Origin of the sequence: Microbacterium sp. P26 (genome assembly GCF_023712585.1) — a bacterium.
GTDB lineage: Bacteria > Actinomycetota > Actinomycetes > Actinomycetales > Microbacteriaceae > Microbacterium > Microbacterium algihabitans_A.
Window position 1 is genome coordinate 156,445 of the sequence record NZ_JAMAXZ010000003.1, and the last position, 24,842, is coordinate 181,286.

The window sequence follows — 24,842 nt, forward strand, 5'->3', positions numbered from 1 at the left end:
ACACCACGACGAGAGGACACACGCATGAGCGATCACATCACCCTGGTGGGCAACATCACGGGCGAGTTGGACCAGCGGGCGACACGCGGAGGCGAACCGATCGCCGCCTTCCGCTTGGCGGTGGGCGAGCGCAAGCTGGATCGGGAACGCGGGGAGTGGGTCGACGGACACACCAACTTCTACAACGTCTCGGTGTTCGGCGACCTGGGGGCGCATGCCCTCGCCTCGCTGCGCAAGGGGCAGCGGGTGATCCTGACCGGCCGGCTTCGAGTGCGCGAATGGGAGAACGAGACCAAACGGGGGGTGAGCGCCGATGTCGTCGTCGACGCCATCGGACACGACCTGCGGTGGGGCACCTCTCAGTTCACGCGAACCCCGCGCCCGCAGACCGCGGTAGCGACGTCGGTGCAGGCGGAGGCGTCGACCCCCGTCACCGATGCCGACGGCTGGGCGATTCCGGGCGCGGAGACGGAGACCGCGTCGCCCGATGCCGACGAGTCGAGGCAGCCCGCGCTGGTGGGTGCGGAGGGCGAAGCGAGCCCGTTCTGAGCGCGGCGGCGGCGACGGGCACGACAGCGGGCGCGACGAGTTTCCGCACGGACGGGTTCCCTCGGGGTAATCCGTAGACTCGACCGCGTGGCTCGCCTTCTCGCACGTCCCGTCGCCGTCCTCGCCCTCGCTGCCGCGCTGGGCCTCGCCGGCTGCACGGCGTCGCCCGCGCCGCAAGAGGTGACCACGCCGAACGCCGCGCCGTCGGTCGCCAGCGATGCACCGACGGACGCGGATGCCTCGCCGTCGGCTCCGTCGACCGCAGCATCGACCTCCGCGAGCGCTGCCGCCGCCGAGCTGCCACTGTTCACGCAGACCGTGCAATCGGTCTGGTCGGGTCCCGACCAGGTCTCGGGCCGTGCCTACATCGACGCTCTGGTGAGTGCCGGCTTCGACAAGTCGGCGATGCAGGTCACCGCCGATGCGACGACGGTGGGCAACCCCGCCGAGAGCATCACCTTCTCGGTGCGCCTGGGCGACGAGTGCCTGGTCGGCCAGGTCGGTCCGTCGATCGGAAACCCCGTCACCTCGGTGCTCCCCGCCCTGTCGTCGGGTGGATGCCTGATCGGACAGACGCGCGCCATCAACTGGTGAGCGGGGCCGCCCCGCCCTCGTCGGTGCGCGGCGTCACCGCCCCTAGACTGGAACGGATATGGCCGAATACATCTACTCCATGGTCCGCGCCCGCAAGGCTGTGGGCGACAAGCTGATCCTCGACGACGTCACGATGTCGTTCCTGCCCGGTGCCAAGATCGGCATGGTCGGCCCGAACGGTGCCGGTAAGTCCACGATCCTCAAGATCATGGCCGGTCTCGACACCCCCTCCAACGGCGAGGCCCGTCTGAGCCCCGGCTTCACGGTCGGCATCCTCATGCAGGAGCCCGAGCTCGACGACAGCAAGACCGTGCTCGAGAACATCCAGGACGGCGTGGCGATCAAGCCCAAGCTCGATCGCTTCAACGAGATCTCCGCCCTCATGGCCGACCCCGACGCCGACTTCGATGCGCTGCTCGCCGAGATGGGCACGCTGCAGGAAGAGATCGACGCCGCCGACGGCTGGGACCTCGACTCCCAGCTCGAGCAGGCCATGGCCGCCCTGCGCACGCCCCCGGGCGACGCCTCGGTCGTACCGCTGTCGGGTGGTGAGCGCCGCCGCGTCGCGCTCGCGAAGCTGCTGCTGCAGAAGCCCGACCTGCTGCTCCTCGACGAGCCCACCAACCACCTCGACGCCGAGAGCGTGCTCTGGCTCGAGCAGCACCTGCAGGCTTACAAGGGTGCGGTCATCGCGATCACCCACGACCGGTACTTCCTCGACAACGTCGCGGAGTGGATCGCCGAGGTCGACCGCGGCCACCTGTACCCCTACGAGGGCAACTACTCGACCTACCTCGAGAAGAAGGGCCAGCGGCTCGAAGTCCAGGGCAAGAAGGACGCCAAGCTCGCCAAGCGCCTCAAGGAAGAACTCGAGTGGGTGCGCTCCAACGCCAAGGGTCGACAGGTCAAGTCGAAGGCTCGCCTCGCCCGTTACGAGGAGATGGCTGCCGAGGCCGAGCGCACGCGCAAGTTGGACTTCGACGAGATCCAGATCCCCGCGGGCCCGCGTCTCGGCGGAATCGTGATCGACGCCAAGAAGCTCGAGAAGCGATTCGGCGACCGCTCGCTCATCAGCAACCTGAGCTTTAACCTGCCGCCGAACGGCATCGTCGGTGTGATCGGCCCCAACGGTGTCGGTAAGACGACGCTGTTCAAGACGATCGTCGGCCTCGAGCCCCTCGACGGCGGATCGCTGAAGATCGGCGAGACCGTCAAGATCAGCTACGTCGACCAGTCGCGCGCCAACATCGACCCCGAGAAGACGCTGTGGGAGGTCGTGTCCGACGGACTCGACATCATCACCGTCGGCAAGACCGAGATCCCTTCGCGCGCCTACGTCTCGAAGTTCGGTTTCAAGGGACCCGACCAGCAGAAGAAGGCGGGCGTGCTCTCCGGTGGTGAGCGCAACCGTCTGAACCTCGCGATGACGCTGAAAGAGGGCGGCAACCTCCTTCTGCTCGACGAGCCCACCAACGACCTCGACGTCGAAACGCTGAGCTCGCTCGAGAACGCGCTGCTCGAGTTCCCCGGTTGCGCCGTGGTCATCACGCACGACCGGTGGTTCCTCGACCGCATCGCGACGCACATCCTCGCCTACGAGGGCACCGAGGAGCACCCCGACCAGTGGCACTGGTTCGAGGGCAACTTCGAGGCCTACGAGGCGAACAAGGTCGAGCGTCTCGGCGCCGACGCCGCCAACCCGTCGCGGTCCACCTACCGCAAGCTCACGCGTGACTGACGCGAGCACCCCCAGCGAGGGTCCGGCTCCGGCCGGGCCCTCGCGGCTGCACGTTCCGATCCACCTCCGGTGGGGCGACCTCGACGCGCTCGGACACGTCAACAACACGTCGATGCTCAAGCTGCTCGAAGAGGCGCGCCTCCGCGCCTTCTGGCGCGGCGACGGCGAGGGCGAAGCGCTCCCCACGGCCGTGTTCGACATGAGCGTGCTCGAGAGCGGCGGAGAACGCGCGACGCTCGTCGCCCGGCAGGAGATCGAGTATCTCCGCCCGGTCCCGTACAGCCAGCGTCCCCTCGACGTGCGCATGTGGATCGGTGCGATGGGCGGCTCGAGCGCAGACATCTGTTTCGAGGTCTACAGCCCCGCCGGCGACGCAGCCCCCGTGCTCTATGCACGTGCGACCGCCGTCGTGGTGCTCGTCGACACCGCCAGCGGTCGTCCGATCCGGTGGAGCGAGACCGAGCGCTCGGCCTGGGGACCCTACGTGGGCGACCCGATCGAGTACCGCCGGCGCTCCAGCAAGGGCTGACGGCGAGCGGCACAGCCCCGCGAGACGCTGACTCACGCGAATCGGAGCGTCGACGTCGACGCCGCGATCGGTGAAAGATCCCGGATGCCGTGAGTCCGCGGCATCCGGAAGCTCGGTCACTCGCGCGGGACGCGCACCATGACCTCTTGGGCGACGCTCGCGACGAGGACGCCCTCGCGCGTGTAGATGCGCCCGGTCGACAGGCCGCGGCCGCCGCGGGCGTTGGGGGACTCCTGCACGTAGAGCAGCCAGTCGTCGACGCGGGCCGGACGATGCCACCACATCGCGTGGTCGAGGCTCGCGACGCGCAGACCTGGAGCACTCCACGCGACGCCGTGCGCGCGCAGGATGGTCTCTTGGATGGTCAGGTCGCTGAGGTAGGCGAGGGCCGCGCGATGCACGGCCGGGTCGTCGCCGACGGTGCGACGCAGCTTCATCCACACGGCCTGTCGGGGAACGTGCAGTCCCTCGACCGTCGCGTACACGGACGAGCCGACGTGACGCACGTCGACCGGGCTCGCCGAGAGGATGCGGCGGCTGATCGGGTGCAGGCTCTCGGCGTCGACCGGCGCGGTGTCCTCGGGCTGCGGGACGCCCTCGGGCATCGGCTCGAAATGCTCGAGGCCGGGGTCTTCGTCTTGGAACGACGCGATCATCGAGAAGATCGGCACGCCGGCCTGGAACGCCTGGGTGCGACGCGTCGAGAACGAACGCCCGTCGTGGATGCGGTCGACCGAGAAGGTGATGCCGTCGGCGGGGTCGCCGGGCCGCAGGAAGTATCCGTGCATCGAGTGCACCGTGCGCTCGGTCGGCAGGGTGCGAGAGGCCGCCACGATCGTCTGGGCGAGCACCTGCCCGCCGTACACGCGGCCCGTGGGCATGGCCTGCGACACGCCCGTGAAGATGTCTTCGGTGGTCCGGGCGCCGGCGTCGCGGAGGTCGAGCACCGCGAGCAGAGACGCCACGGGATCGATGGCGTCGGTCACGCTGACTCCCGTTCCGGCGCGGCGAGGTGCGCACCACTTGCTAGTTTAGAGCGGGTGTCCGCCCGCCTGTTGTTCCCCGACCCGCAGGCGGCAGCCGACCTGCTCACCTTCGCCAGTCGCACGATCCGTCTCGGTGACGGAACGGTGCGTCTGCGGGCACGCGGCGGTGTGCTCGTGACGACCGCTGCGCCGCTCGCCCCTCGCGGACTGATGGACAGTACGCCCACCGTTCTCGGGTTGCGCGTCTCGGCCATCGATCCCGAGCTCGAGTGCGATGTCGTCGTTGACGCATCGGCGTTGCTGCCCGCCCCCGACGACGCGAACGCCGTCATGCTGCCCGACACGGCGACGTCGCCGGCGTGGGCGGGCATCTCGCCGCCCCAGGGCGGGTGGGAGCAGACGGATGCCATCGACGCCGCCGTGCTCGCGACGCGAGCCCAGTACGGGGTCGCCGCCGTCGCCGACGCACTCCCCGCCGACGCGGGTGAGGACGTGGTGCGGGTGATCCGCGCGCAGGTGTGGGGGCAGGCCGACGAGGCACTGGCCGGGCTGCCGCTGGGGGTGGCGTTCGCGGCCTTCGCGCTGGGGTTCATCGCCGGCGGCGAAGAGGCGCCCGTGCGCCGCAGCGGCGCGTGGACGCGCGTCAGCCTCGCCCGCGGGCACGTGCTCGTGCGCGGCCCGGTGCGCTCGGGGCTGACCGCGGTGCGCGCCACCGGCAGCTGACCCGCGCTCCCGGGCGTTCGTCCAGGAAGCGCAAAGGTGGCCGCCTTACGGTGGATAGCAGCAAGGGGAGTACTCCCGACACGGCGTATCCGTCATCACGAGTCCACGGTTGGATTCCGGGTAGGTCGGTCCGAAAGGGCGGAGGAGACCTTGACGTCGCGGCAGCATGCCGCCCGTCGAGAGGTATCCCCGTGGTCTCGTTCTCCCGTCTGTTCGACCTCGCCTCGAAAGCCGCAGGCAAGGCCTCGGCCGCGAAGAGCGGCCCCTCCGCCTCCGGAAGCCGCGATTGGCGCGACATGGTGCGCTCGGCCGCCGACGCCGTGACCGGCGACGCGCGCACGCGGACTCCCGGCGCCCCGACCGCCGACACCGCGGATCGGTACGCCCCGCCCGCGGCGGGCCGCCGCACGGCATCCGGAACCGCTCTCTCACCCGACGACCGCGCCGCCATCGCACGCTACGACTACCTGCTGCGCACGGCCGACCCCGACCGCGTCGAGCAGATGCACCGCGAAGCCTTCGCCCGGCTCACCCCGGCGCAGCGCGCGCACGTGCGGGAGCGGATGGATGCCGAGCTCTCACCCCACGAGCGGCCCCGGTCCGACGCGCCCGACGACCTCGCGCGCACCGCGGCTCGGGCCGAGGCGGCGCGGCCGGGGCGCATGTCGTCCCTCCTCGCGAAAGCCGGGAAGGGGGGTCTGATCGGCGCCGGTGTCGTCGGCGCGGGCGGCCTGCTCGCCGCGGTCGCGGGAGGCGCGATCGTCAGCGCCGTTGCCGCACCCCTGCTCGCCCAGGCGATGCAGTCGGGGGTCGACTTCGCGGGGCTCGCGGAGGGCGTCGACCTGGAGGCCATGGCATCCGGAATCGATCTGACCTCGCTCGCCGAGGGAACGGGCATCGGCGAATGGGCCGGAGGGGCCCAGGATGCCGTATCGGGAGCGGGCGATCAGATCAGCGGGTTCGGCGAAAGCCTGTCGAACCTTGACATCCCCGGCTTCGGAGACTTCCTCGGTCGGTGATCAGTCGCTCGCGCGGACGGGCAGCCCCGTATCGGGGCGTCCGTCCTGCTGCGGGCCGCTACCCCGCGGCTCGAACGTGTTGACCATCGCGTAGGCGGCGCGCTCGAGGTAGTCCCACAGGGGTGCCTCGAACGCCGGCGGCAGAGCGATCTCGTCGACGGCGACGCGCATGTGCCGGAGCCAGCGGTCGCGGGCGTCGGGATCGACGTGGAACGGCATGTGGCGCATGCGCAGACGCGGGTGTCCGCGCGTCTCGCCGTAGGTCGTCGGGCCGCCCCAGTACTGCGCGAGGAAGAGCGTGAGCCGTTCGGCCGCGGGGCCGAGGTCTTCCTCGGGGTACATGGGCTTCAGCACCTCGTCGGAGGCGACGCCGCGGTAGAACGCGTCGACGAGTCGGCGGAAGGTGTCCATCCCACCGACCTGGTCGTAGAAGCTGACGGGCTCGGTCACGAGGTGCCCTCCTCATCGGCCCGCGTCGCCGGGGGCGTCGGCTTGGGCGTGTCGACCCCGGGGAGATCGACGGTGGTCGTGGGGGCGGCGTCGTGCACCGGCGACTTCGTCTTCTTGGGCTCCGTCGGCTGCTCCGCCTGGTCGTCGGCGGCGTCGTGCTTGTTGCGGCGCGGGCGCCACACCGGTCGGCTGGCGGCGGGTGAGACCGGGGTCTCCTTCGTCTTCGGCGGATGGGCGCCGCGCACGCTCTGCGCGCCCTCGGCCCCGGTGAGCACGATCGAGTTCAGCTGGGGGAGCGCGATGCCCATCGCGTCGATCGCCCGCTTCAGCCGCGCCCGCAGCTCACGGGCCACGTCGTCCTTCGCGCTCGAGCGGGTCTTCATGACGAGGCGGATGACGAGGGCGTCGCCGCTTATCGACTCCAGGCCCCAGATCTCGGGCTGCTCGATGATGCGCGAGCGCCACTTCGTCTCTTTGGCCATCGTCTTGGCGGCCGACAGCATTGCCTTCTCGACGTCGTCGATGTCGGCATCCACCGGAACGGCGAGGTCGATGATGACCCGTGACCAGCCCTGCGACATGTTGCCGATGCGCGTGATCTCGCCGTTGCGCACGTACCAGAGCGTGCCGTTGACGTCGCGGACGTGCGTGATGCGCACGCTGACGAACTCGACGATGCCGGTCGCGAGTCCCAGGTCGACGACGTCGCCGATGCCGATCTGGTCTTCGGCGACGATGAAGATGCCGTTCAGCACGTCTTTGACGATGTTCTGGGCGCCGAAGCCGAGGCCCGCACCGATCGCCGCGGTGAGCAGCGTGAGCGAGGCGAGGGCGTTCGGGGCGACGATGCCGGCGATCCAGACGAGCGCGACGATCACGAGGATGACGTTGACGATGTTCTGCAGGATCGTGCCGAGCGTGCGCGTGCGTTGCACCAACCGCACGGCGCTGAGGGGCGAGCGGTCGAGGGCCTGCGTGTCGTCGACACGGGCCTTGCTCTTCGCCCCGTTGACGATGCGGTCGACCACGCGGCGGATGATCACGCGCAGGATCCACGCGGCGACGGCGATCCCGATGATGATCCCGAGGATCCGCAACAGCACTCCGCCGAAGCCCAGCAGCTGATCGCCGATCCAGGCCCAGGTGTCGAGATTGGTCAGGTCACCGGGGGAGGTGATCGTGGGCGACGGGGACGGTTCGAGGTTTTCGGCGAGTACGAACATCGGATCAAGACTAACGACGGATGCCTCGGCGCCACCTGAGCGCCGAGGCATCCGTCGAGGGTGTCACGCGTCGCGCGAGCGCAGCGCCACCCAGCCGAGCAGCAGCGGGCCGACGACCCAGCCGGCCATCGTGAGGGCCGGTTCGAGCAGGTTCTCGGTCCCGGGGGAGGTCAGCTCGGCCGCCGCGTTGACGGGCAGGTACTTCGCCGACTCGAGTACCCACATCCAGTCGGGACCCGCGATCGAGAACAGGCTCAGCATGATCGGCAGCACGAACAGCACGCCCACGGTCGCCGCGATCGCGCCGGCGCCGCTGCGGATGAGGAATCCGAACCCGACACCCAGCAGGCTGAAGGACGCCATCGAGACGACACCCAGCGCGAGCGGAACGATCGAGTCGGCAGGCGCGGCCCAGTCGATGGCCGTGCTCGTGATCGGTGTGGTCACGACGATCGCGACGGCGTAGATGACGACGGTGGTGACCGCCATGGTGAGCGCGACGACGCAGGCCCTGGCCAGCAGCACGGCCCCGCGGCGCGGCTCGGCGGTCAGGGTCGAGCGGATCATGCCGGTCGAGTACTCGCCGGTCACCACGATCGCGCCGAGGATCCCGGCGACCAGCATGGTGAACTGCGTGGGGGCGAGGATCACGTTCGTCGGCGCCATGCCGCCGCCCATGCCGCTGGTCGCCACGGCGATCAGCAAGGACATGCCGACGGACAGCGCCGCGGTGACTCCGAGTGACCACCACGTCGAGCGGAGGGTGAGGATCTTGATCGCTTCGCTGCGCAGCAGGTGTGCGAAGCTCAAGCGATGGGCGGATGCCGCGCGGTGAACCGGCGCGGAGGCGAGGGCGGTCATGCCAGCTCCTTGGTCTTGTACTCGACGGAGTCGTCGGTGAGGGCGAGGTAGGCGTCTTCGAGCGAGCCGACGCGGGGCGTGAGTTCGTGCAGGGGGATGCCGTGGGCGGCGGCGATGTCGCCGACCGTCTGCGGGGTGATGCCGGTGATCTGGGCCGCGCCCGGCTCGATCGCCGAGATCGTGGCATCCGGCATCTTCAACGCCGCCACGAGGTCGTCGAGGCGGGGCGAGCGCACGAGCAGCGTGGTGGTGGTCCAGGTGCGCACGAGCTCCTGCAGCGGGGCGTCGGCGAGCACGCGCCCGCGCCCCAGCACGATGACGTGGTCGGCGGTCTGCGACATCTCGCTCATGAGGTGGCTCGACAGCAGCACGGTGCGACCCTCGGAGGCGAGGTGCCGCACGAACTGCCGTACCCAACGCACGCCCTCGGGGTCGAGGCCGTTGACGGGCTCGTCGAGGATCAGCGTGTGCGGGTCGCCGAGCAGGGCGGCCGCGATGCCGAGGCGCTGGCCCATGCCGAGCGAGAAGCCGCCCGCACGCTTGCCGGCGACCGAGGCGATGCCCGTGAGCTCGATGACCTCGTCGACCCGCTCACGGCCGATGCCGTGCGTGGCGGCCATGGCGCGCAGGTGGTTGCGGGCCGAGCGGCCCGTGTGGATCGCCTTGGCGTCGAGGAGGACACCGACTTCGGTCAGCGGGGAGCGCAGGCTGCGGTAGTCCTGGCCCGCGACCGTGACGCGTCCCGACGTGGGGCGGTCGAGGCCGACGATCATGCGCATCGTCGTCGACTTGCCCGCGCCGTTCGGACCGAGGAAGCCGGTGACCCGCCCCGGAGGCACCGTGAACGAGACGCCGTCGACGGCGGTCTTGTCGCCGTAACGCTTGGTGAGGTTGTCTGCAACGATCATGGTTCCACGTTAGGAACGACCACCCCGTCGCCGCGTCCGCCGTGGGGATGATCGTGCGCGACGAGAGGATGACCCGCAGACGACGGATGCCCCCTCCCGAGGGGAGGGGGCATCCGATCAGGCGTGGCGCATTACTGCGCGTCGCGCTCCTGCACGGCCAGCGCACGCTCGACACCGGCGAGGTTCTCGCCGACGAGGCGACGCAGCGCGGGGGCGGCGTCGGCGTTCTGCGACAGCCACTGACGCGTCGCGTCGCGCAGCGCCTTGTTCGCCAGGGCGGCGGGGTACAGGCCCACGATCAGGTACTGCGCGATCTGGTAGCTGCGCGACTCCCAGATGGGCAGCAGCATCGCGAAGTACGGCTCGACGAAGTCGGCCAGCACACCGACGGTGGTGGGGTTGGTGAACCCGGCGGCCGTCGATCGCACGATCGTGTTCGGCGCGTCGGCGCTGTCGATCAGCGACGACCAGGCCTCCCGCTTCGCCTCGTGCGAGGGCAGCGACGCCTTGGCCATGGCCGCGAACTCCCCGCCCTTGGCGGTGTTGTCCGCTGCGCGCGCCTCGTCGATGTCGGCGGCGGTGACCACGCCCGCCGAAGCGAGCGAGACCAGCAGCTGCCACGACAGGTCGGTGTCGATCTCGAGGCCGTCGAGCGAGGTCGACCCGTCGCGCAGGGCCTTGACCGTCTCGGCGTGGGCCGGGGTGGAGGCCGCCGACGCGAACGCGGTGACGAACTGCAGCTGGCTGTCGCTGCCGGCCTCGGCCTTCTGCGCGAGCTCCCACAGGCCGTCGGCGACGCGCTCGCGCGCGGCGTCGCGGGTCGCGGGGGCCACGTACGAGTTCGCGGCGAGCTGCAGCTGGCCCAGCGTCGTGCGCACCGTGGTCGACTCGGTCTCGGAACCGATGTTCTGCAGCACCAGGTCGAGGTAGTCGGTGGCCGAGGCCTCGGCATCCCGCGTCTGGTCCCACGCCGCACCCCACACCAGCGAACGCGCGAGCGGGTCGGAGATGTCCTTCAGGTGCGCGATGGCGGTGGCCAGCGAGCGCTCGTCGAGACGGATCTTCGCGTAGGCGAGGTCGTCGTCGTTGAGCAGCACGAGGTCGGGACGACGGATGCCGCGGAGCTCGGCGACCTCGGTGCGATCGCCGTCGACGTCGAGCTCGACGCGGTGCACGCGCTCGAGGGCTCCCGCATCGTTCAGCGAGTAGAAGCCGACGCCGAGGCGGTGCGGACGGATCGTCGGGTAGTCGCTGGGCGCGGTCTGCACGATCGCGAACCTCGTGATGACGGTTCCTGAGCCTGTCGAAGGGTCGCCGGACTCTTCGATGAGCGGGGTGAGGGTGTTGACGCCCGCGGTCTCGAGCCACTTCTTGGCCCAGTCGCCCAGGTCGCGACCGCTCGTGGTCTCGAGCTCGGTGAGCAGGTCGCCCACCTCGGTGTTCGACCACTGGTGCTTCTGGAAGTACGCCGCGACGCCCGCGAAGAACTGCTCGATGCCCACCCAGGCGGCGAGCTGCTTGAGCACCGACCCGCCCTTGGCGTAGGTGATGCCGTCGAAGTTCACCTGCACGTCTTCGAGGTCGTTGATCTCGGCGACGACCGGGTGGGTCGAGGGGAGCTGGTCCTGGCGATACGCCCAGGTCTTCTCCATCGCGTTGAAGGTCGTCCAGGCGGCCTCCCACTCGGTGGCCTCGGCGGTGGCGATCGTGGACGCCCACTCGGCGAACGACTCGTTCAGCCAGAGGTCGTTCCACCACTTCATGGTGACCAGGTCGCCGAACCACATGTGCGCGAGCTCGTGCAGGATCGTCACGACGCGACGTTCCTTCACGGCATCCGTCACCTTGCTGCGGAAGACGTAGGTCTCGGTGAAGGTGACGGCCCCCGCGTTCTCCATGGCGCCGGCGTTGAACTCCGGCACGAAGAGCTGGTCGTACTTGGCGAACGGGTAGGGGAAGCCGAACTTCTCCTCGAAGTACGCGAAGCCCTGACGGGTCTTGTCGAAGACGTAGTCGGCGTCGAGGTACTGCCACAGGCTCTTGCGGGCGAACACGCCGAGGGGGATGACGCGGCCGTCGGCGCTCGTGAGCTCGCTGTAGGTGGCCTCGTAGGGACCGGCGACGAGAGCGGTGATGTACGACGAGATGCGCGGGGTGGCGGGGAAGTCCCAGCGGGCGGTGTCGTCGGAGACGGCGAGCGGCTCGGGGGTGGGGGAGTTGGAGACGATCTTCCAGCGCGCGGGCGCGGTCACCGAGAAGGTGAACGCGGCCTTGAGGTCGGGCTGCTCGAACACCGTGTACATGCGGCGCGAGTCGGGCACCTCGAACTGCGAGTAGAGGTACACCTCGCCGTCGACGGGGTCGACGAAGCGGTGCAGGCCCTCGCCGGTGTTGGTGTACTCGCAGTCGGCCTGGACGATCAGCTCGTTCTCGGCGGCGAGGCCCTCGAGCGCGATGCGCGAGTCGGCAAACACCTCGGACGGCTCGAGCGAGCGGCCGTTCAGCGTCACCGAGTGCACGGTACGGGCGATCAGGTCGATGAAGGTCGACGCGCCCTCGGTGGCGGCGAAGGTCACGACGGTGCGCGAGGAGAAGATCTCGTCGCCACGCGTGAGGTCGAGCTGCACGTGGTACTCGTGCGTGTCGACGATCGCGCGGCGCTCCTGCGCTTCGATGCGGGTCAGGTTCTCTCCTGGCACTGGCGTTCTCCCGGGGATCTGGGTGGATTGCGGACGACGCCATGGGCGTCACGACCGTCGACGCTGTTGGCGCCGACGACAACCGTATAAGCCTAGTAGCGAGATACCTCGCGTCCGGGCTCTTCATGCAGGTGCGAGGATGTGATCGTGAGCACGACCGACACGGACACCACCCCCGAGACCGTCCTCTATGCGTCTCCCGCCGCGGCATCCGGACCCAAGTGGGTCGAGACGCCCGTGGCGTACGACGGCATCCTCCTCGCCGGCTTCGGCGGGCCCGAGGGCCAAGACGACGTCATCCCCTTCCTGCGCAACGTCACCCGCGGACGCGGCATCCCCGATGAGCGCCTCGAAGAGGTCGCCCACCACTACCGCCACTTCGACGGCATCAGCCCGATCAACGCGCAGAACCGCGCGCTGAAGGCGGCGCTCGAAGCCGAGATCGAGCGGCGCGGACTGGGTCTCCCGGTCTACTGGGGCAACCGCAACTGGGGCCCCTACCTCGAAGAGGCCGTCACCGAGGCCGCCGGGTCCGGGCACACCACTCTGCTGGCCATCGCCACGAGCGCCTACAGCTCGTTCTCGAGCTGCCGCCAGTACCGCGAGGACTACGCCCGCGTGCTCGAGTCGACGGGCCTCGGCGAGACCGTGACCATCGACAAGGTGCGCCAGTTCTTCGACCACCCCGGCTTCGTCGACACGTTCGTCCGCGGAGTGAAAGACGCCGTGTCCGGCTTCGTCGCCGAGGGCATCGCGCCCGATAACATCCGCGTGCTCTTCTCCACGCACTCGATCCCGATGGCGGATGCCGAGCGCTCGGGCCCCCGTGATGGTGGGTTCGGCGAGGGCGGTGCGTACGAGGCGCAGCACAAGGCCGTCGCCGAGGTCGTCATGGCCGAGGTGGCGGATGCCGTGGCCACCGTCGAATGGGAGCTCGTCTACCAGTCGCGTTCGGGCCCGCCCACCCAGCCGTGGCTCGAGCCCGACGTCAACGACGTCATCGCCGAGCTGCCCGGCCGCGGCGTGGAAGCCGTCGCGATCGTGCCCCTCGGTTTCGTCAGCGACCACATGGAGGTGCTCTGGGACCTCGATACCGAGGCCATGGAGGCCGCGGAAGAGGCCGGCATCAAGGCCGTGCGCACCCCGACCCCCGGTGTCGACCCCGCGTACGTCTCGGGTCTGATCGACCTCGTCGAGGAGCGCCTCAAGGGCACCCCGAAGGCTGAGCGCCCGCACGTCACCGACCTCGGTCCCTGGTACGACGTGTGCCGCCCCGGCTGCTGCGAGAACATCCGCGCCGGGTTCAAGCCCGTGGCCGCGGGCATCCGCCCCTGACCACGCTCGACGCCGCCCGTCCCTTCCGAGGGGCGGGCGGCGTCGTCATGTCCGCCCTCGCTGTCCGCGGCTCTCAATAGGATTGGCCCATGCGCATCCACATCGGCACCGATCACGCCGGTCTCGAGTTCTCCACCCAGATCCAGCACCACCTCGCCTCGCAGGGGCACGAGGTCGTCGACCACGGGCCGATCGAGTACGACGCCCTCGACGACTACCCGGCCTTCTGCATCCGCGCGGCCCAGGCGGTCGTGCGCGACCAGGCGGCGGGCGTCGACGCCCTGGGCGTGGTGTTCGGCGGATCGGGCAACGGCGAGCAGATCGCCGCGAACAAGGTGCTCGGCGTGCGCGCTGCGCTCGTGTGGAACATCTCCACGGCCGAGCTCGCCCGCGAGCACAACGACGCCAACGTCATCTCGATCGGTGCGCGTCAGCACACGTTCGACGAGGCCGCGTCGTTCATCGACCGCTTCATCGCGACCCCCTTCTCAGGCGAGGAGCGTCACGCCCGTCGCATCGGCCAGCTGGCGGCGTTCGAGCAGGACGGGGTGCTGCTGCCCGACCCGCGCGCCGGCGAGAAGCCGAACACGATGACCGACGCCAGCGACTCGTTCGACCCCGAGGCAGGCTGATGCCCGAAGGGCATTCCGTCCACCGCATCGCGCGGCAGTTCGACCGCAACATCGTTGGGCGCACGGTCGCGGCATCCAGCCCCCAGGGGCGCTTCGCCGAAGGCGCGTCGGTCATCGACGGCCGCGAGGCGGTCGAGGTGCGTGCCGTGGCGAAGCAGATGTTCCTCCGTTTCGACGGCGACGTCTGGTTGCGGGTGCACCTCGGCATGTACGGCGCGTGGGACTTCTCGGGCGACGTGGTCGTCGATGCGACCATCGCCTCGGCCAATGGCCGCATGGGGCAGACGAACCAGCGCGGCACCGTGCTCGATGACGAGCCGATCCTGGATGCCGCGGGCGAGAACTCCCTGACCTCGATCGGCGCCCCGCGGCGCGCCCGCGTGCGCATGTCGGAGCAGACGACGGGGCTCGAGGAGCAGAACGAGTGGCCTCCGCCGGTGGTCGGGCAGGTGCGCCTGCGTCTGCTCACCGACACCACCTGCGCCGACCTGCGCGGGCCCACCGCGTGCGTACTGCAGACACCCGACGAGGTGCAGGCGACCATCGCGAAGCTCGGGCCCGACCCGCTCGTCGACGACCTCACTGAGGGCGAGGAGCGCTTCACCGCGACGGTGCGCAAGAAGCCCACGCCGATCGGTCTGCTGCTGATGGACCAGGCCGTCGTGAGCGGGATCGGCAACGTGTACCGCGCTGAGCTGCTGTTCCGCGCGCGACAGAACCCGCACACCCCGGGGCGCGACGTGCCCGAGGAGGTCGTGCGCGGCATCTGGCGCGACTGGGCGACACTGCTGCCGATCGGCGTCGAGACCGGTCAGATGATGACGATGGACGGGCTCGATCCCGCCGCCTACCGCCGCGCGATGGCGCGCCGCGCCGACCGGCACTGGGTCTACCACCGCGAGGGGCTGCCCTGCCGCGTGTGCGGAACGGCGATCGTGATGGAGGAGGCCGCCGGGCGCAAGCTCTATTGGTGCCCGAAGTGCCAGGCGTGAGCTCGGGGATTGCCACCGGGCGCGGCGTGGGTTGCGGTCCCTTCGACAAGCTCAGGGACCTGGGTGCGCGAGCGGCCGGTCGCTGCGTTCTAGGCTGATCCGGTGCGTCAGAACCCGAGCTTCGCGATGACCGACGTCGGAGAGATCCGCCGTCTGATCGACCTCAACCCGTGGGTGACCCTCGTCAGCCAGACCGACGACGGCCTCGTCGCCTCGCACTACGCGGTCATGCTCGACGAGACCCGCGACGACCTCACGATCGTCGGACATGTCGGTAAGCCCGACGATGCGATCCTCGGCCTCGGCGAGCGGGAGCTGCTCGTCGTCGTGCAGGGCCCGCACGGCTACATCACGCCTCGCTGGTACGGTGACGTGCCCGCCGTGCCCACCTGGAACTTCGTGTCGGCGCACCTCTCCGGCATCCCGGAACTGCTCTCGCCCGACGAGAACCTCCGCGTGCTCGAACGGCTCGTCGACCGCTTCGAAGGCGACGGCGACGACGCCCGGGGTCTGTACCGCCTGCCCAACGACGCTGCATTCGTCGAGCGTCTCGAGCGCGGAACCGTCGGGTTCCGCCTCACCCCGACGCGCGTGACGGCGAAGCGCAAGCTGAGTCAGAACAGAACGCCCGAGGTGGTCGAGACGATCATCGCGGGCCTCGCCGAAGAAGGCCCCGAACGGGCACCGCTCGTCGCCGAGATGCGCCGCGCCGCCGACGCCCGGGTGCGCCCGTGATCGGCGAGCAGGTCGCGTTCGTCCGCGCCGTCCGCGTGGCAGGACCCGGCCGGGAGTTCCTCCCGACGACCGAGCCCGTCGACCTCGTGCTCGCTGGCGGACACATCGTCGACATTGCGCCGACGGGCAACCTGCGCCCCACCGGCGTGGTGCTCGACGGCGAGGGCGGCTGGTTGCTGCCCGGGCTGTGGGATCACCACGTGCACGCGCTGCAGTGGGCTCTCGTCGCCGACCGCGTGCCCCTCGGCGAGGTGTCGACCGCCCGCGAGGCGGCCGCGATCATGGCGCTCGCCCCCACCGACGACGAGGGCCGCCGGATCGGCGCGGGGTTCCGCGACGGGCTGTGGCCCGACGCACCCTCCCTCGAGATGCTCGACGGGGTCACGGGTGAGGTGCCGACCTACCTCATCAACGCCGACGTGCACAGCGTGTGGATGAACAGCGCGGCCTTCCGTCGCGAGGGCTTCGAGCCCGCGGCATCCGGAGTCGTCGTCGAAGAGGCCGCGTTCGAGATCTCGCGCCGCGTGAACGCCGGAGCCCCGGATGCCGCCGACCGGGCCGTCGAGCGCATGGCACGCGCCGCGGCCGCCCGGGGGATCGTCGGCCTCGTCGACCTCGACATGACGTGGAACGACGAACCGTGGCAGCGCCGCGTTGCCCGCGGATTCGACACGGTGCGCGTGTCGTACGGCACCTACCCGCAGGATCTCGACCGCGCGATCGCCGAGGGGCTGCGCACCGGAGATCCCGTGCGCGGAGCCACGAACGACCTCGTGCGCGTGGGCCCGTTCAAAGCGATCACCGATGGCTCGCTCGGCACGCGCACCGCCGCGTGCGCCCACCACTACCCGGGCGAGGTCGGCAACCACGGCCTGCTCACGGTGCCGCCCGAGCAGCTGGTCGACCTCATGACGCGCGCGACCGCGGCGGGTCTCGAGTGCGCGATCCACGCGATCGGCGACCTCGCGAACGCCCACGCCCTCGACGCCTACGCCCGCACCGGAGCGGTGGGCACGATCGAGCACGCGCAGCTCGTGGCGCACGCCGACATCCCGCGCTTCGCCCGTCTGGGGGTCGCCGCGAGCGTGCAGCCCGAGCACGCGCTCGATGATCGGGATATGACGGATGCCATCTGGGCCGAGCAATCCGCCCAGCCCTACCCGCTGCGCGCCCTGGCCGACAGCGGGGCGAATCTGCGCTTCGGCTCCGACGCGCCGGTCGCACCGCTGGATCCCTGGGCGGCCATGGCATCCGCCGTCTTCCGCACCCGCGACGGACGTGAGGCCTGGCAGCCGCACCAACGGGTCGACATCGACACGGCCATCGCGGCGTCGACCGCGGGCGGATCCACCGCCCCCGCGGAGATTTCACCCGGGGCACTGGCCGACCTGGTCATCGTGGGCGCCGACCCGCGAACGGCCGACGAGCGCGGACTGCGGGCGATGCCCGTGCGAGCGACTCTCGTCGCCGGCCGCGTGACGCACGGCGTCTGACGCGCGGCGCCGGACCCGCGGGCTGGCGCCGCGCGCGCATACGCGCGTGAGGGGTCACCTTCTGTCGCCCGGCGCGACGCGAGGCGACACGAAGTGACCGCTCACGCGGGGGCGCAACGACGGAGGGGGCGGTGCCGAAAAGCACCACCCCCTCCGAAAAGCCGTCTTACGCGGCGAGGTGCGCGAAGAGGAACCAGCGGTCCTTGTCGAGACCGCGCTTGATCTCGATGGCGACGTCCTGGCTCGACATGTCGATCTCGTCGAGGCCCTCGATGGCGGCCTCGATGTCGACCAGCACGGCGTCGATGTCGGCGATCACGGCGCGGATGACGACGTCGGACTGCGCGAAGCCGGCGGGCACCTCGGTGGCCTTCGCCTTGGCGGCGACGGTCGACAGGCGCGAGTCGATGGGAAGACCCAGGGCGACGATGCGCTCGGCGGCCAGGTCGGCCCAGTCCTGCGCGTGCGCCACGACGGTGTCGAGCAGCTCGTGCACGCCGATGAAGTTCGAGCCGCGCACGTGCCAGTGGGCCTGCTTGCCGTTGACGACGAGGGCCTCGAGGCCGATGACGACGGGGGAGAGGAACTGGGCGGTGCCGGAGGCCATGGTCGGGTCGACGGTGGTGGCGGCGGGGGTCTGAACGGTGCTCATGTCTGCTCCTTGTCGCAGTGAACGAAGTCTGTGAGTGCAACGCTACTCACACGGGAGCATTCCGCAAGCAAGAGAAGGCTCGGCTAAATACCTGGTGAAGAGGCAATCCTTACCTTCTCTGGGGACGTCGTGACCGCACCGCCACTCCGATGACGATCGCGAGGGCGGCGACGCAGATGAGGAACGTGAGCGGCGCGCCGACGCCCGTCCACGGCAGCACCCCCGACGGCGGACGGGCGATCGGTGGCTCGGGGCTGGTGACGGCCTGCGTGAGGGTGACCACGGGGAACACGGTGGCTGAGGCGGAGCGCGAGGCGTTGCCCGCCGCGGCGTCCATCCTCAGCCCCACCTCGAGGCGCACCGTCTGTCCGGCCGGGATGATGTCACTGACCCACTCCGCCCCGTCGGGCACGGGCGAGGCGGCGACCACGAGCTGGAGCGCAGATGCCAGCGCCGCATCGGGCACGGTGGCGGAGGCCGGAGCGGCGTCGACGCGCAACGCGGCTCGGGCCGGATCGGCGCCGGCGTTGCGCACCCAGAGCGTCGCGTCCGCCGTCTGGCCGGGAACGAGCTCGCCGACCCCGCCGAACAGCTCGACCGAGCCGTCGCGCACAAAACGCTCTCCGTCCACGCTCACGAGCAGTCGGTCGGGCGCCGCGGCATCCGTCCCCTCCACCGCCGAGGCGGGGCTGGGGGAGAAGATCGGCGCGCAGACGAGGACTGCGATCAACGCGCCGGCAGCCGGACCGGCAGCCTTGCTGCGACGCGCACGGACAGTGTCGAAGGCGAGTAGCACCAGGCCGTAGCCCACCACCGCGACACCGACGGCGGCGACGACCGCCCCGCGTTCCTGTCCGCCGAAAATGGCACCCGGGTATCCCAGGTAAGGCATGGCGAGCACGACCGTGCCCCGCAGCTGCTCCGACTGCACCGGGGGATCGTCGGTGTCGTTGGCGTCGCCGCGCGTGATCAGCAGGCGTTCGCCTCCCATGCTGCTGGTCGTGCCGACGACCCGATGGGTCACCACCGCGGGATCGCCGGAGCGGATCTGGTAGGTCACCACGTCGCCGACCCGCACCGCGTCGATGGAAACCGGGCGCACCGCGATGAGGGTCCCAGGAGGCATGCCGGGCTGCATGCTCCCGGTCAGCACGGTGTACGTCTGCGCGCCGAGGGTCAGGGGCAGCACCACCGTGAGCAGCGCGAAGAGCGACACCACGGCGAGCACGACGGTACCGACGATCGCGCGGGCGCGGGCCCAGCCGCGGTGCGACGGAGCGTCGGGCGGGGTGGTGCGGTGGTCGCGTCGGAGGTTCACGGCTGACACTTCACACCGCCGAGCAATCCGATCTGGAGCAGCCCGGTCACGGCGATCGGGGCACCGTTGCTCGGCACCGACACCCACGCGCCGTCGGTGAGGGCTTGAACGGTGACGACGGAGGGCGTCGAGCCGAGAAAGGTCGTCAGCAGCCCGCCGAGGACGCTCTCGAGCAGACCGGTGTCGATCCTCAGCGAGGTCGCCGTCTGTCTGTCGACGAGGACCCTCGTGGCCCCGGTCGGTGGATAAGTGAGAGTGAGGCGGTACCCCGTCGCGCGGGCCACCGTGTTCCACGACAGGGTGGCGGTGGGTGCGAGGACCGTGCCTCCAGTGGCGCAGCCGATGACGGGCGCCGTCAGAGCACCTGCCGTGAGCGCCGGCGCCGCAGCCGTCGCCTCCGCCTCCCACGCCGCCGACGCGGGTCCGACAGCGGGCGCGGCGAGGACGAGCACCGCCGCAGCCACCCCGATCCCGAGGCGACGGTGCAGATGATTCCGCGCGATCATTGCGTCACCTGAATGGCCTTCACCGAGACGGATGGGGTCAAGGCGGTGCCTTGGATGCTCGAGGGCGCGTCCGCTTTCAGGGTGACGCGCAAGCACAGGTCGACCGATTGTCCCGGCGCGAATCCGCCGGGCGGAGCATAGGACGCGCCGGCGGCGATGATGGTGGAGCTTCCGCACCCTCCCACGTACAGCTCGGTCGTCACGCTCGACGAAGCGGACACGGTCGGAGCCAGGCGCCAGCGCAGAGTGGTGCCGGCGGCCCCCGTCTCGGTCACCGTCAAGACGGGTGAGTCACGCGTTTCACCCGGAAAGAGGGGAACGGCACTCGACCATGCTCCCTGCCACACCGCGGAGATCGCGAAGGCTCCGGATGCCACGGTGCCCGACAACGGCTTCTGCGCCTGCCAATACGCCTGTGCCGCGGCGGTCCCGGTTCCCAGAACCAGGACCGCCGCGAGCAGCCCCGCCCAGCGCAGCCGTCGCGTGACGCCCTCGTCGCGCTTCGACATGGCGGGCGCCGCTCAGCTGGAGGCCTGCGTGAGCGCGAACGAGATGTCGTTGAGGTTGACGCTCGTGGCGACCGCCGTCTGACCCGACGTGGCCGGCTTGAACGTGATGGTCACGGTCGCGGTCGTCGTGCCGGAGTTCGCCTGCGTGAGACGGAAGGTGTTGTTCCCGGTCGAGGTGCCGTAATTCGTCGGCATGGTCAGCGCGACGGTGAGGTTCTGCCCCAGGGTGCTGCCGCTCAGGGTCGCGCCGACCTTGGCCTGCAGGTCGGCCACCAGCGTGTCGCCCGTCAGGGTCACGGTGAGCGGCTGGGTGAGGGTCAGCACGTCACCGGGGACGATGCGGACGTTGGCGAGGTTGCTCACGGGCGTTACGGCTCCCAGGACGCCCTTCAGCGACCAGGTGCCCGCTCCGAGACCGAGGTCGAGGTTTCCGGAGTTGATCGGCGTGGCGGTGAGCGCCTGCACGGTCGACCAATAGGCGTACGTGCCACCGCCGCCGAGCAGCAGCGCAGTGCCGGCGGCGATGGCGAGGATCGCTTTGGCCTTGCGGTGGCGACGCACGGGGCGCTCGGCGGCGGCGACGGGGGTGGGTTCGGTGATCTGCGACATGACGACTCCTGTGTCGGGTGCGGCTTGTGCCACCGAAGCTAAGAGTTCGGTGTGAGTCTCCCGCTACCGATCCGCGTCAATGCGGTACCCGCGGCACCGCGCCTGCGTAGTCCGCTCCCGCGGTGCGTAGCCCCTCAGTAGGCAGTCGGCGGGCTAGCCTCGGCGCATGCCGATCGATCCGCTCGCCTCCGTCCTCGCCCTCCCCGGCGCCGTCCCGGTCATCGATGAGAGCGCGTTCGCGGCATCCGGAGCCCGTGTGGTGGGCGAGGTGCACCTCGCCGCAGGCGCGAGCGTTTGGTACAACGCCGTGCTCCGCGGCGACAGCGCCGCCATCACGATCGGGGAGCGCAGCAACCTGCAGGACAACGTGTCCGTGCACGTGGACGCCGGCCGCCCGGTGACGATCGGCGCCGACGTCTCGATCGGCCACAACGCCGTCGTGCACGGGTGCACGATCGGCGACGGCTCGCTCATCGGCATGGGCAGCGTCGTGCTGTCGGGCGCCGAGATCGGCCCCGGATGCCTCATCGCCGGGGGAGCGGTCGTGCTCGAGGGCACCGTCGTGCCTGAGGGCTCGCTGGTCGCCGGCGTCCCCGCGAAGGTGCGGCGTGCGCTCACTCCCGACGAGCGCGCCAAGATCCTCCGCAATGCGCAGACCTATCTCACGCACGTCGAGCGTCACCGTTCCGCGACGCAGATCCCGGATGCCGCAACCCCGGGCGACGGCGAGACCTCGGGCGCGTAACCTCGCGCGCATGCACATCACCTCTCTCGCCCCGAACGAGGTCTTCGTCTTCGGCTCGAACGCCTCGGGCGCGCACGGCGGGGGAGCGGCGCGCTTCGCGATGGACCGCTTCGGCGCGATCTGGGGTCAGAGTGAAGGCCTGCAGGGGCAGTCGTACGGGATCGACACCATGTCGGGGCTCGACGTCTTCGAGCAGCAGGCGCGACGCTTCGTCGCCTTCGCGGCGGAGCACGACGAGCTCCGCTTCCTCGTGACGGAGGTGGGCTGCGGCATCGCCGGTTATCGGCCGGAGCAGGTCGCGGGCTTCTTCGCGGGAGCGGGCGAGAACGTCGTGCTGCCGGAGTCGTTCACGCGCGAGCTCGAAAGCGGTGGCGCCTGAGAAGAGGTGGAGGGGCTGACGAGAATCGAACTCGCATCATCTGTTTGGAAGACAGAGGCTTTACCACTAAGCTACAGCCCCGGATTTCCGCGGTTCCCTGACGAACCGGGAAGTCGGACGACACCTACTCTACGACACGCTGAGGCCCCTCGCGAACGCCGGGGAGTCGGCATCCGTCGGTCGTGTCGCGCAAGGGGGCCGGTCAAATGGGCGCAGCCAGGGCTATCGACTAGACTTTCAGCGGTCGTTTCGTCGGCGCGTGCCGCGCGCCGCCCCGGGGCGTAGCTCAGCTTGGTAGAGCGCCCGCTTTGGGAGCGGGAGGCCGCAGGTTCAAATCCTGTCGCCCCGACGAACGGCCCCACAGACCACAGGCCCAACCGGCCCCCGCGTGCGCGCGGGCCACACGAGGAGAACGAACCGCATGGTCAACAGCACCGTCGAGAAGCTCAGCCCCACCCGGGTCAAGCTGCACATCACGGTCTCGCCCGACGAGCTCAAGCCGAGCATCGCGCATGCCTACGAGCACATCGCGCGCGACGTGCAGATCCCCGGCTTCCGCAAGGGCAAGGTCCCCGCGCCGATCATCGACCAGCGCATGGGCCGCGGCGCCGTCATCGAGCACGCCGTCAACGAGGGGCTCGACGGGTTCTACCGCGAGGCCGTCGAGGCCAATGACCTCCGTGTCATCGGTCGCCCGAACGCCGAGATCGTCGAGCTCCCCGAGCTCAAGGACTTTTCCGGCGACCTGATCGTCGACGTCGAGGTCGACGTGCGTCCCGAGTTCGACCTGCCGGCCTACGACACCATCACGGTGACCGTCGACGCAGCCGAGGCCGACGAGGCCGGGATCGACGCCGAGCTCGACCGCCTGCGCGCGCGCTTCGGCACGCTCGTGACGGTCGACCGCCCCGCCAAGACGGGTGACTTCGTCGAGCTCGACCTGGTCGCCACGATCGACGGCAACGAGATCGACCGCGCCGAGGGCGTGTCGTACGAGATCGGCTCGGGCGAGCTGCTCGAGGGCATCGACGAGGCAATCGAGTCGCTCACCGCCGACGAAGAGACCACCTTCCGCTCGAAGCTCGTCGGTGGCGAGCACGCGGGCGAAGAGGCCGAGGTCGCCGTCAAGATCACCGCCGTCAAGGAGCGCGAGCTGCCCGACGCCGACGACGACTTCGCCCAGATGGCGTCGGAGTTCGACACGATCGCCGAGCTGCGCGAGTCGCTCAGCGAGCGGGTGTCGCAGCAGGCCGTCTTCACGCAGGGTTCCGCCGCGCGCGACAAGTTCATCGACGCCCTCCTCGAGGCCGTCGAGATCCCCGTGCCGCCGCAGCTCATCGAAGACGAGGTGCACACCCACCTCGAGGGCGAGAACCGCCTCGAAGACGACGTGCACCGCGCCGAGGTCACCGAGGCGAGCGAGAAGCAGTTCCGCACGCAGATGGTGCTCGACAAGATCGCCGAAGACGCCAACGTGCAGGTGTCACAGGACGAGCTGACCCAGTACCTCATCCAGTCGGCTGCGCAGTACAACATGGCGCCGCAGGACTTCGTCAACGCGCTGCAGCAGGGCAACCAGCTGCCCGCGCTCGTCGGTGAGGTCGCCCGCAACAAGGCCCTCGCCATCGCGCTCGGCAAGGTCACCGTCGTCGACACCGACGGCAAGCCCGTCGACCTGACCGGTTTCGTGGCCGTCGAGGGCGAAGAGCCCGCCGAGGGTGACGACGCCGCCGACGAGGCTCCCGCCGACGAGGATGCGGCCGAGGAGGCCCCCGCGAAGGCTCCCGCCAAGAAGCGCGCCCCCGCGAAGAAGAAGGCAGCTGCCGACGAGGCTCCCGCCGACGAGGCCGCCGCTGAGGAAGCCCCCGCGAAGGCTCCCGCCAAGAAGCGCGCCCCGGCGAAGAAGAAGGCCGACGCCGCTGACAGCGAGTAAGCCATGACGGAGGGGGTGGATGCCACGGCATCCGCCCCCTTCTTCGTTCCCGGATGCCGTCCAGCGCGTCGATCGCGCGGCGTGTCCTGGACGCCCGGCACCCGGGACACCAACCCCTGCCCAGTGTCCAAAACACGCCGCACGTCCCGACGGTCAGCGGCGCGTCGTGGACACTCGACAGGCCTGATGAAGAGAGATGCGACACATGGACGACTGGCAGAACAGAGTGGATGCCGTCTGGGCCGATGACGCGCTCAGCCCCGAAGACGTGATCGTACGCATCGACGAGCTCGCCGCCGAGCGGCCGGCCGATGACGCCGTCGCGCTGTTCGAGCGCGCCGGAGCGCGTGACTCGGCCGGAGTCGAGGGCGAGGCCGAGGTGCTGTACCGCCGCGCGCTCGAGATCGGCCTCGACGACGAGCGCCGCACGCGCGCCACGATCCAGCTGGCGAGCACGATCCGCAACCTCGGTAAGACCGAGGAGTCGCTCGCGATGCTGCAGGCCGAATACGAGCGCGAACCCCGCGGTCCGCTGCACGACGCGGCCGCCGCCTTTTACGCCCTGGCGCTGGTGTCGAGCGGCGAGCCCGAGCGGGCGGCATCCGTCGCCCTTCAGGCCCTCGCACCGCACCTGCCCCGCTATACCCGGTCGGTGACCGGATACGCGCGAGAAATCGCCGGAACACCGCACTGATCCGCCCGCGGCGAACACGGCATCCGGGGTC

At 70.2% G+C, this 24,842-nt stretch carries 26 protein-coding genes and 2 tRNA genes; 16 read left to right on the forward strand and 12 right to left on the reverse strand.

Annotated features, from left to right (window positions below):
- Nucleotides 1-24 precede the first annotated feature (24 nt).
- From M3667_RS07270 to M3667_RS07285, 4 genes are all read left to right on the forward strand, one after another.
- Entirely contained in the window at nucleotides 25-549 is a 525-nt protein-coding gene (locus M3667_RS07270; protein WP_251506868.1) for a single-stranded DNA-binding protein, read from the forward strand.
- Nucleotides 550-636: 87 nt separating this feature from the next.
- Nucleotides 637-1,143, forward strand: coding sequence for a hypothetical protein (locus M3667_RS07275; protein ID WP_251506869.1), 507 nt, complete (start codon nucleotides 637-639; stop codon nucleotides 1,141-1,143).
- Between the two features lie 58 nt (nucleotides 1,144-1,201).
- Nucleotides 1,202-2,881 (forward strand): energy-dependent translational throttle protein EttA, encoded by a 1,680-nt coding sequence (ettA, locus tag M3667_RS07280; RefSeq protein WP_144835008.1) that lies wholly within the window; start codon nucleotides 1,202-1,204, stop codon nucleotides 2,879-2,881.
- Nucleotides 2,874-3,410, forward strand: coding sequence for a thioesterase family protein (locus tag M3667_RS07285; RefSeq protein WP_251506871.1), 537 nt, complete (start codon nucleotides 2,874-2,876; stop codon nucleotides 3,408-3,410). Before ettA ends, M3667_RS07285 begins: the two co-directional genes overlap by 8 nt.
- 116 nt (nucleotides 3,411-3,526) lie before the next feature.
- On the opposite strand, the gene M3667_RS07290 is transcribed toward M3667_RS07285, so the two are convergent.
- Nucleotides 3,527-4,396 (reverse strand): acyl-CoA thioesterase II, encoded by an 870-nt coding sequence (locus M3667_RS07290; protein ID WP_251506874.1) that lies wholly within the window; start codon nucleotides 4,394-4,396, stop codon nucleotides 3,527-3,529.
- 54 nt (nucleotides 4,397-4,450) lie between these two features.
- Here M3667_RS07290 and M3667_RS07295 point away from each other — a divergent pair, with 54 nt between their 5' ends.
- Both M3667_RS07295 and M3667_RS07300 read left to right on the forward strand, forming a co-directional pair.
- Nucleotides 4,451-5,119: a hypothetical protein gene (locus tag M3667_RS07295; RefSeq protein ID WP_251506876.1), complete on the forward strand. Its 669-nt coding sequence runs from the start codon at nucleotides 4,451-4,453 to the stop codon at nucleotides 5,117-5,119.
- A gap of 191 nt (nucleotides 5,120-5,310) precedes the next feature.
- Nucleotides 5,311-6,138, forward strand: a complete 828-nt coding sequence (locus tag M3667_RS07300) for a DUF3106 domain-containing protein (protein ID WP_251506877.1) — start codon at nucleotides 5,311-5,313, stop codon at nucleotides 6,136-6,138.
- Here the strand turns inward: M3667_RS07300 and M3667_RS07305 are convergent, their stop codons facing one another.
- The 5 genes from M3667_RS07305 to pepN all read right to left on the reverse strand — a co-directional run bounded on the left by M3667_RS07305 (nucleotide 6,139) and on the right by pepN (nucleotide 12,279).
- Nucleotides 6,139-6,588: a globin gene (locus tag M3667_RS07305; protein ID WP_308196440.1), complete on the reverse strand. Its 450-nt coding sequence runs from the start codon at nucleotides 6,586-6,588 to the stop codon at nucleotides 6,139-6,141. It lies immediately after the preceding gene.
- Nucleotides 6,585-7,811, reverse strand: a complete 1,227-nt coding sequence (locus M3667_RS07310) for a mechanosensitive ion channel family protein (RefSeq protein WP_251506878.1) — start codon at nucleotides 7,809-7,811, stop codon at nucleotides 6,585-6,587. Before M3667_RS07310 ends, M3667_RS07305 begins: the two co-directional genes overlap by 4 nt.
- 63 nt (nucleotides 7,812-7,874) lie before the next feature.
- Complete coding sequence (locus tag M3667_RS07315; RefSeq protein ID WP_251506879.1) at nucleotides 7,875-8,672, reverse strand: ABC transporter permease subunit; 798 nt, start codon at nucleotides 8,670-8,672, stop codon at nucleotides 7,875-7,877.
- Nucleotides 8,669-9,580 carry an ABC transporter ATP-binding protein gene (locus tag M3667_RS07320; protein ID WP_251506880.1) on the reverse strand — a complete coding sequence of 304 codons (912 nt, stop codon included), beginning with the start codon at nucleotides 9,578-9,580 and terminating at the stop codon, nucleotides 8,669-8,671. Before M3667_RS07320 ends, M3667_RS07315 begins: the two co-directional genes overlap by 4 nt.
- Nucleotides 9,581-9,711: 131 nt before the next feature.
- Complete coding sequence (gene pepN / locus M3667_RS07325; RefSeq protein ID WP_251506881.1) at nucleotides 9,712-12,279, reverse strand: aminopeptidase N; 2,568 nt, start codon at nucleotides 12,277-12,279, stop codon at nucleotides 9,712-9,714.
- A 147-nt stretch (nucleotides 12,280-12,426) separates the two neighbouring features.
- On the opposite strand from pepN, the gene M3667_RS07330 reads away from it, so the two are divergent.
- The 5 genes from M3667_RS07330 (at nucleotide 12,427) to M3667_RS07350 (ending at nucleotide 17,466) form a co-directional block, all read left to right on the forward strand.
- Entirely contained in the window at nucleotides 12,427-13,614 is a 1,188-nt protein-coding gene (locus M3667_RS07330) for a ferrochelatase (protein ID WP_154096546.1), read from the forward strand.
- 89 nt (nucleotides 13,615-13,703) lie between these two features.
- The gene (locus M3667_RS07335; protein ID WP_144835029.1) at nucleotides 13,704-14,246 is read left to right on the forward strand and encodes a ribose-5-phosphate isomerase; all 543 of its coding nucleotides are present in this window, start codon (nucleotides 13,704-13,706) and stop codon (nucleotides 14,244-14,246) included.
- Entirely contained in the window at nucleotides 14,246-15,238 is a 993-nt protein-coding gene (locus tag M3667_RS07340; RefSeq protein ID WP_251506882.1) for an Fpg/Nei family DNA glycosylase, read from the forward strand. The genes M3667_RS07335 and M3667_RS07340 overlap by 1 nt, the downstream gene beginning before the upstream one ends.
- A gap of 102 nt (nucleotides 15,239-15,340) precedes the next feature.
- Entirely contained in the window at nucleotides 15,341-15,973 is a 633-nt protein-coding gene (locus M3667_RS07345; RefSeq protein WP_251506883.1) for an FMN-binding negative transcriptional regulator, read from the forward strand.
- Nucleotides 15,970-17,466 (forward strand): amidohydrolase family protein, encoded by a 1,497-nt coding sequence (locus tag M3667_RS07350; RefSeq protein WP_251506884.1) that lies wholly within the window; start codon nucleotides 15,970-15,972, stop codon nucleotides 17,464-17,466. Before M3667_RS07345 ends, M3667_RS07350 begins: the two co-directional genes overlap by 4 nt.
- A gap of 166 nt (nucleotides 17,467-17,632) precedes the next feature.
- On the opposite strand, the gene M3667_RS07355 is transcribed toward M3667_RS07350, so the two are convergent.
- The 5 genes from M3667_RS07355 to M3667_RS07375 form a co-directional block, all read right to left on the reverse strand.
- Nucleotides 17,633-18,118: a Dps family protein gene (locus M3667_RS07355; RefSeq protein WP_154096551.1), complete on the reverse strand. Its 486-nt coding sequence runs from the start codon at nucleotides 18,116-18,118 to the stop codon at nucleotides 17,633-17,635.
- A 109-nt stretch (nucleotides 18,119-18,227) separates the two neighbouring features.
- Nucleotides 18,228-19,436, reverse strand: coding sequence for a signal peptidase I (locus M3667_RS07360; protein WP_251506887.1), 1,209 nt, complete (start codon nucleotides 19,434-19,436; stop codon nucleotides 18,228-18,230).
- Nucleotides 19,433-19,942, reverse strand: coding sequence for a hypothetical protein (locus tag M3667_RS07365; RefSeq protein ID WP_251506889.1), 510 nt, complete (start codon nucleotides 19,940-19,942; stop codon nucleotides 19,433-19,435). Before M3667_RS07365 ends, M3667_RS07360 begins: the two co-directional genes overlap by 4 nt.
- Entirely contained in the window at nucleotides 19,939-20,451 is a 513-nt protein-coding gene (locus M3667_RS07370; protein ID WP_251506891.1) for a hypothetical protein, read from the reverse strand. Before M3667_RS07370 ends, M3667_RS07365 begins: the two co-directional genes overlap by 4 nt.
- Nucleotides 20,452-20,463: 12 nt before the next feature.
- On the reverse strand, nucleotides 20,464-21,060 hold the full coding sequence (locus tag M3667_RS07375) for an alternate-type signal peptide domain-containing protein (protein ID WP_251506893.1): 597 nt from the start codon (nucleotides 21,058-21,060) through the stop codon (nucleotides 20,464-20,466).
- 166 nt (nucleotides 21,061-21,226) lie between these two features.
- On the opposite strand from M3667_RS07375, the gene M3667_RS07380 reads away from it, so the two are divergent.
- Both M3667_RS07380 and M3667_RS07385 read left to right on the forward strand, forming a co-directional pair.
- Nucleotides 21,227-21,805: a gamma carbonic anhydrase family protein gene (locus M3667_RS07380; RefSeq protein ID WP_251506896.1), complete on the forward strand. Its 579-nt coding sequence runs from the start codon at nucleotides 21,227-21,229 to the stop codon at nucleotides 21,803-21,805.
- A 10-nt stretch (nucleotides 21,806-21,815) separates the two neighbouring features.
- Nucleotides 21,816-22,184 carry a hypothetical protein gene (locus tag M3667_RS07385; RefSeq protein WP_251506899.1) on the forward strand — a complete coding sequence of 123 codons (369 nt, stop codon included), beginning with the start codon at nucleotides 21,816-21,818 and terminating at the stop codon, nucleotides 22,182-22,184.
- A 7-nt stretch (nucleotides 22,185-22,191) separates the two neighbouring features.
- Here the strand turns inward: M3667_RS07385 and M3667_RS07390 are convergent.
- Nucleotides 22,192-22,265: transfer RNA gene (locus M3667_RS07390), tRNA-Gly, on the reverse strand.
- Between the two features lie 194 nt (nucleotides 22,266-22,459).
- On the opposite strand from M3667_RS07390, the gene M3667_RS07395 reads away from it, so the two are divergent.
- The 3 genes from M3667_RS07395 to M3667_RS07405 all read left to right on the forward strand — a co-directional run bounded on the left by M3667_RS07395 (nucleotide 22,460) and on the right by M3667_RS07405 (nucleotide 24,811).
- A tRNA-Pro gene (locus M3667_RS07395) sits at nucleotides 22,460-22,533 on the forward strand.
- Between the two features lie 72 nt (nucleotides 22,534-22,605).
- Nucleotides 22,606-24,117, forward strand: a complete 1,512-nt coding sequence (gene tig, locus M3667_RS07400) for a trigger factor (protein ID WP_251506901.1) — start codon at nucleotides 22,606-22,608, stop codon at nucleotides 24,115-24,117.
- Between the two features lie 205 nt (nucleotides 24,118-24,322).
- A complete protein-coding gene (locus M3667_RS07405) occupies nucleotides 24,323-24,811 on the forward strand; it encodes a tetratricopeptide repeat protein (RefSeq protein ID WP_251506903.1) in 489 nt (162 codons plus the stop codon).
- The last annotated feature ends 31 nt before the right edge of the window (nucleotides 24,812-24,842 follow it).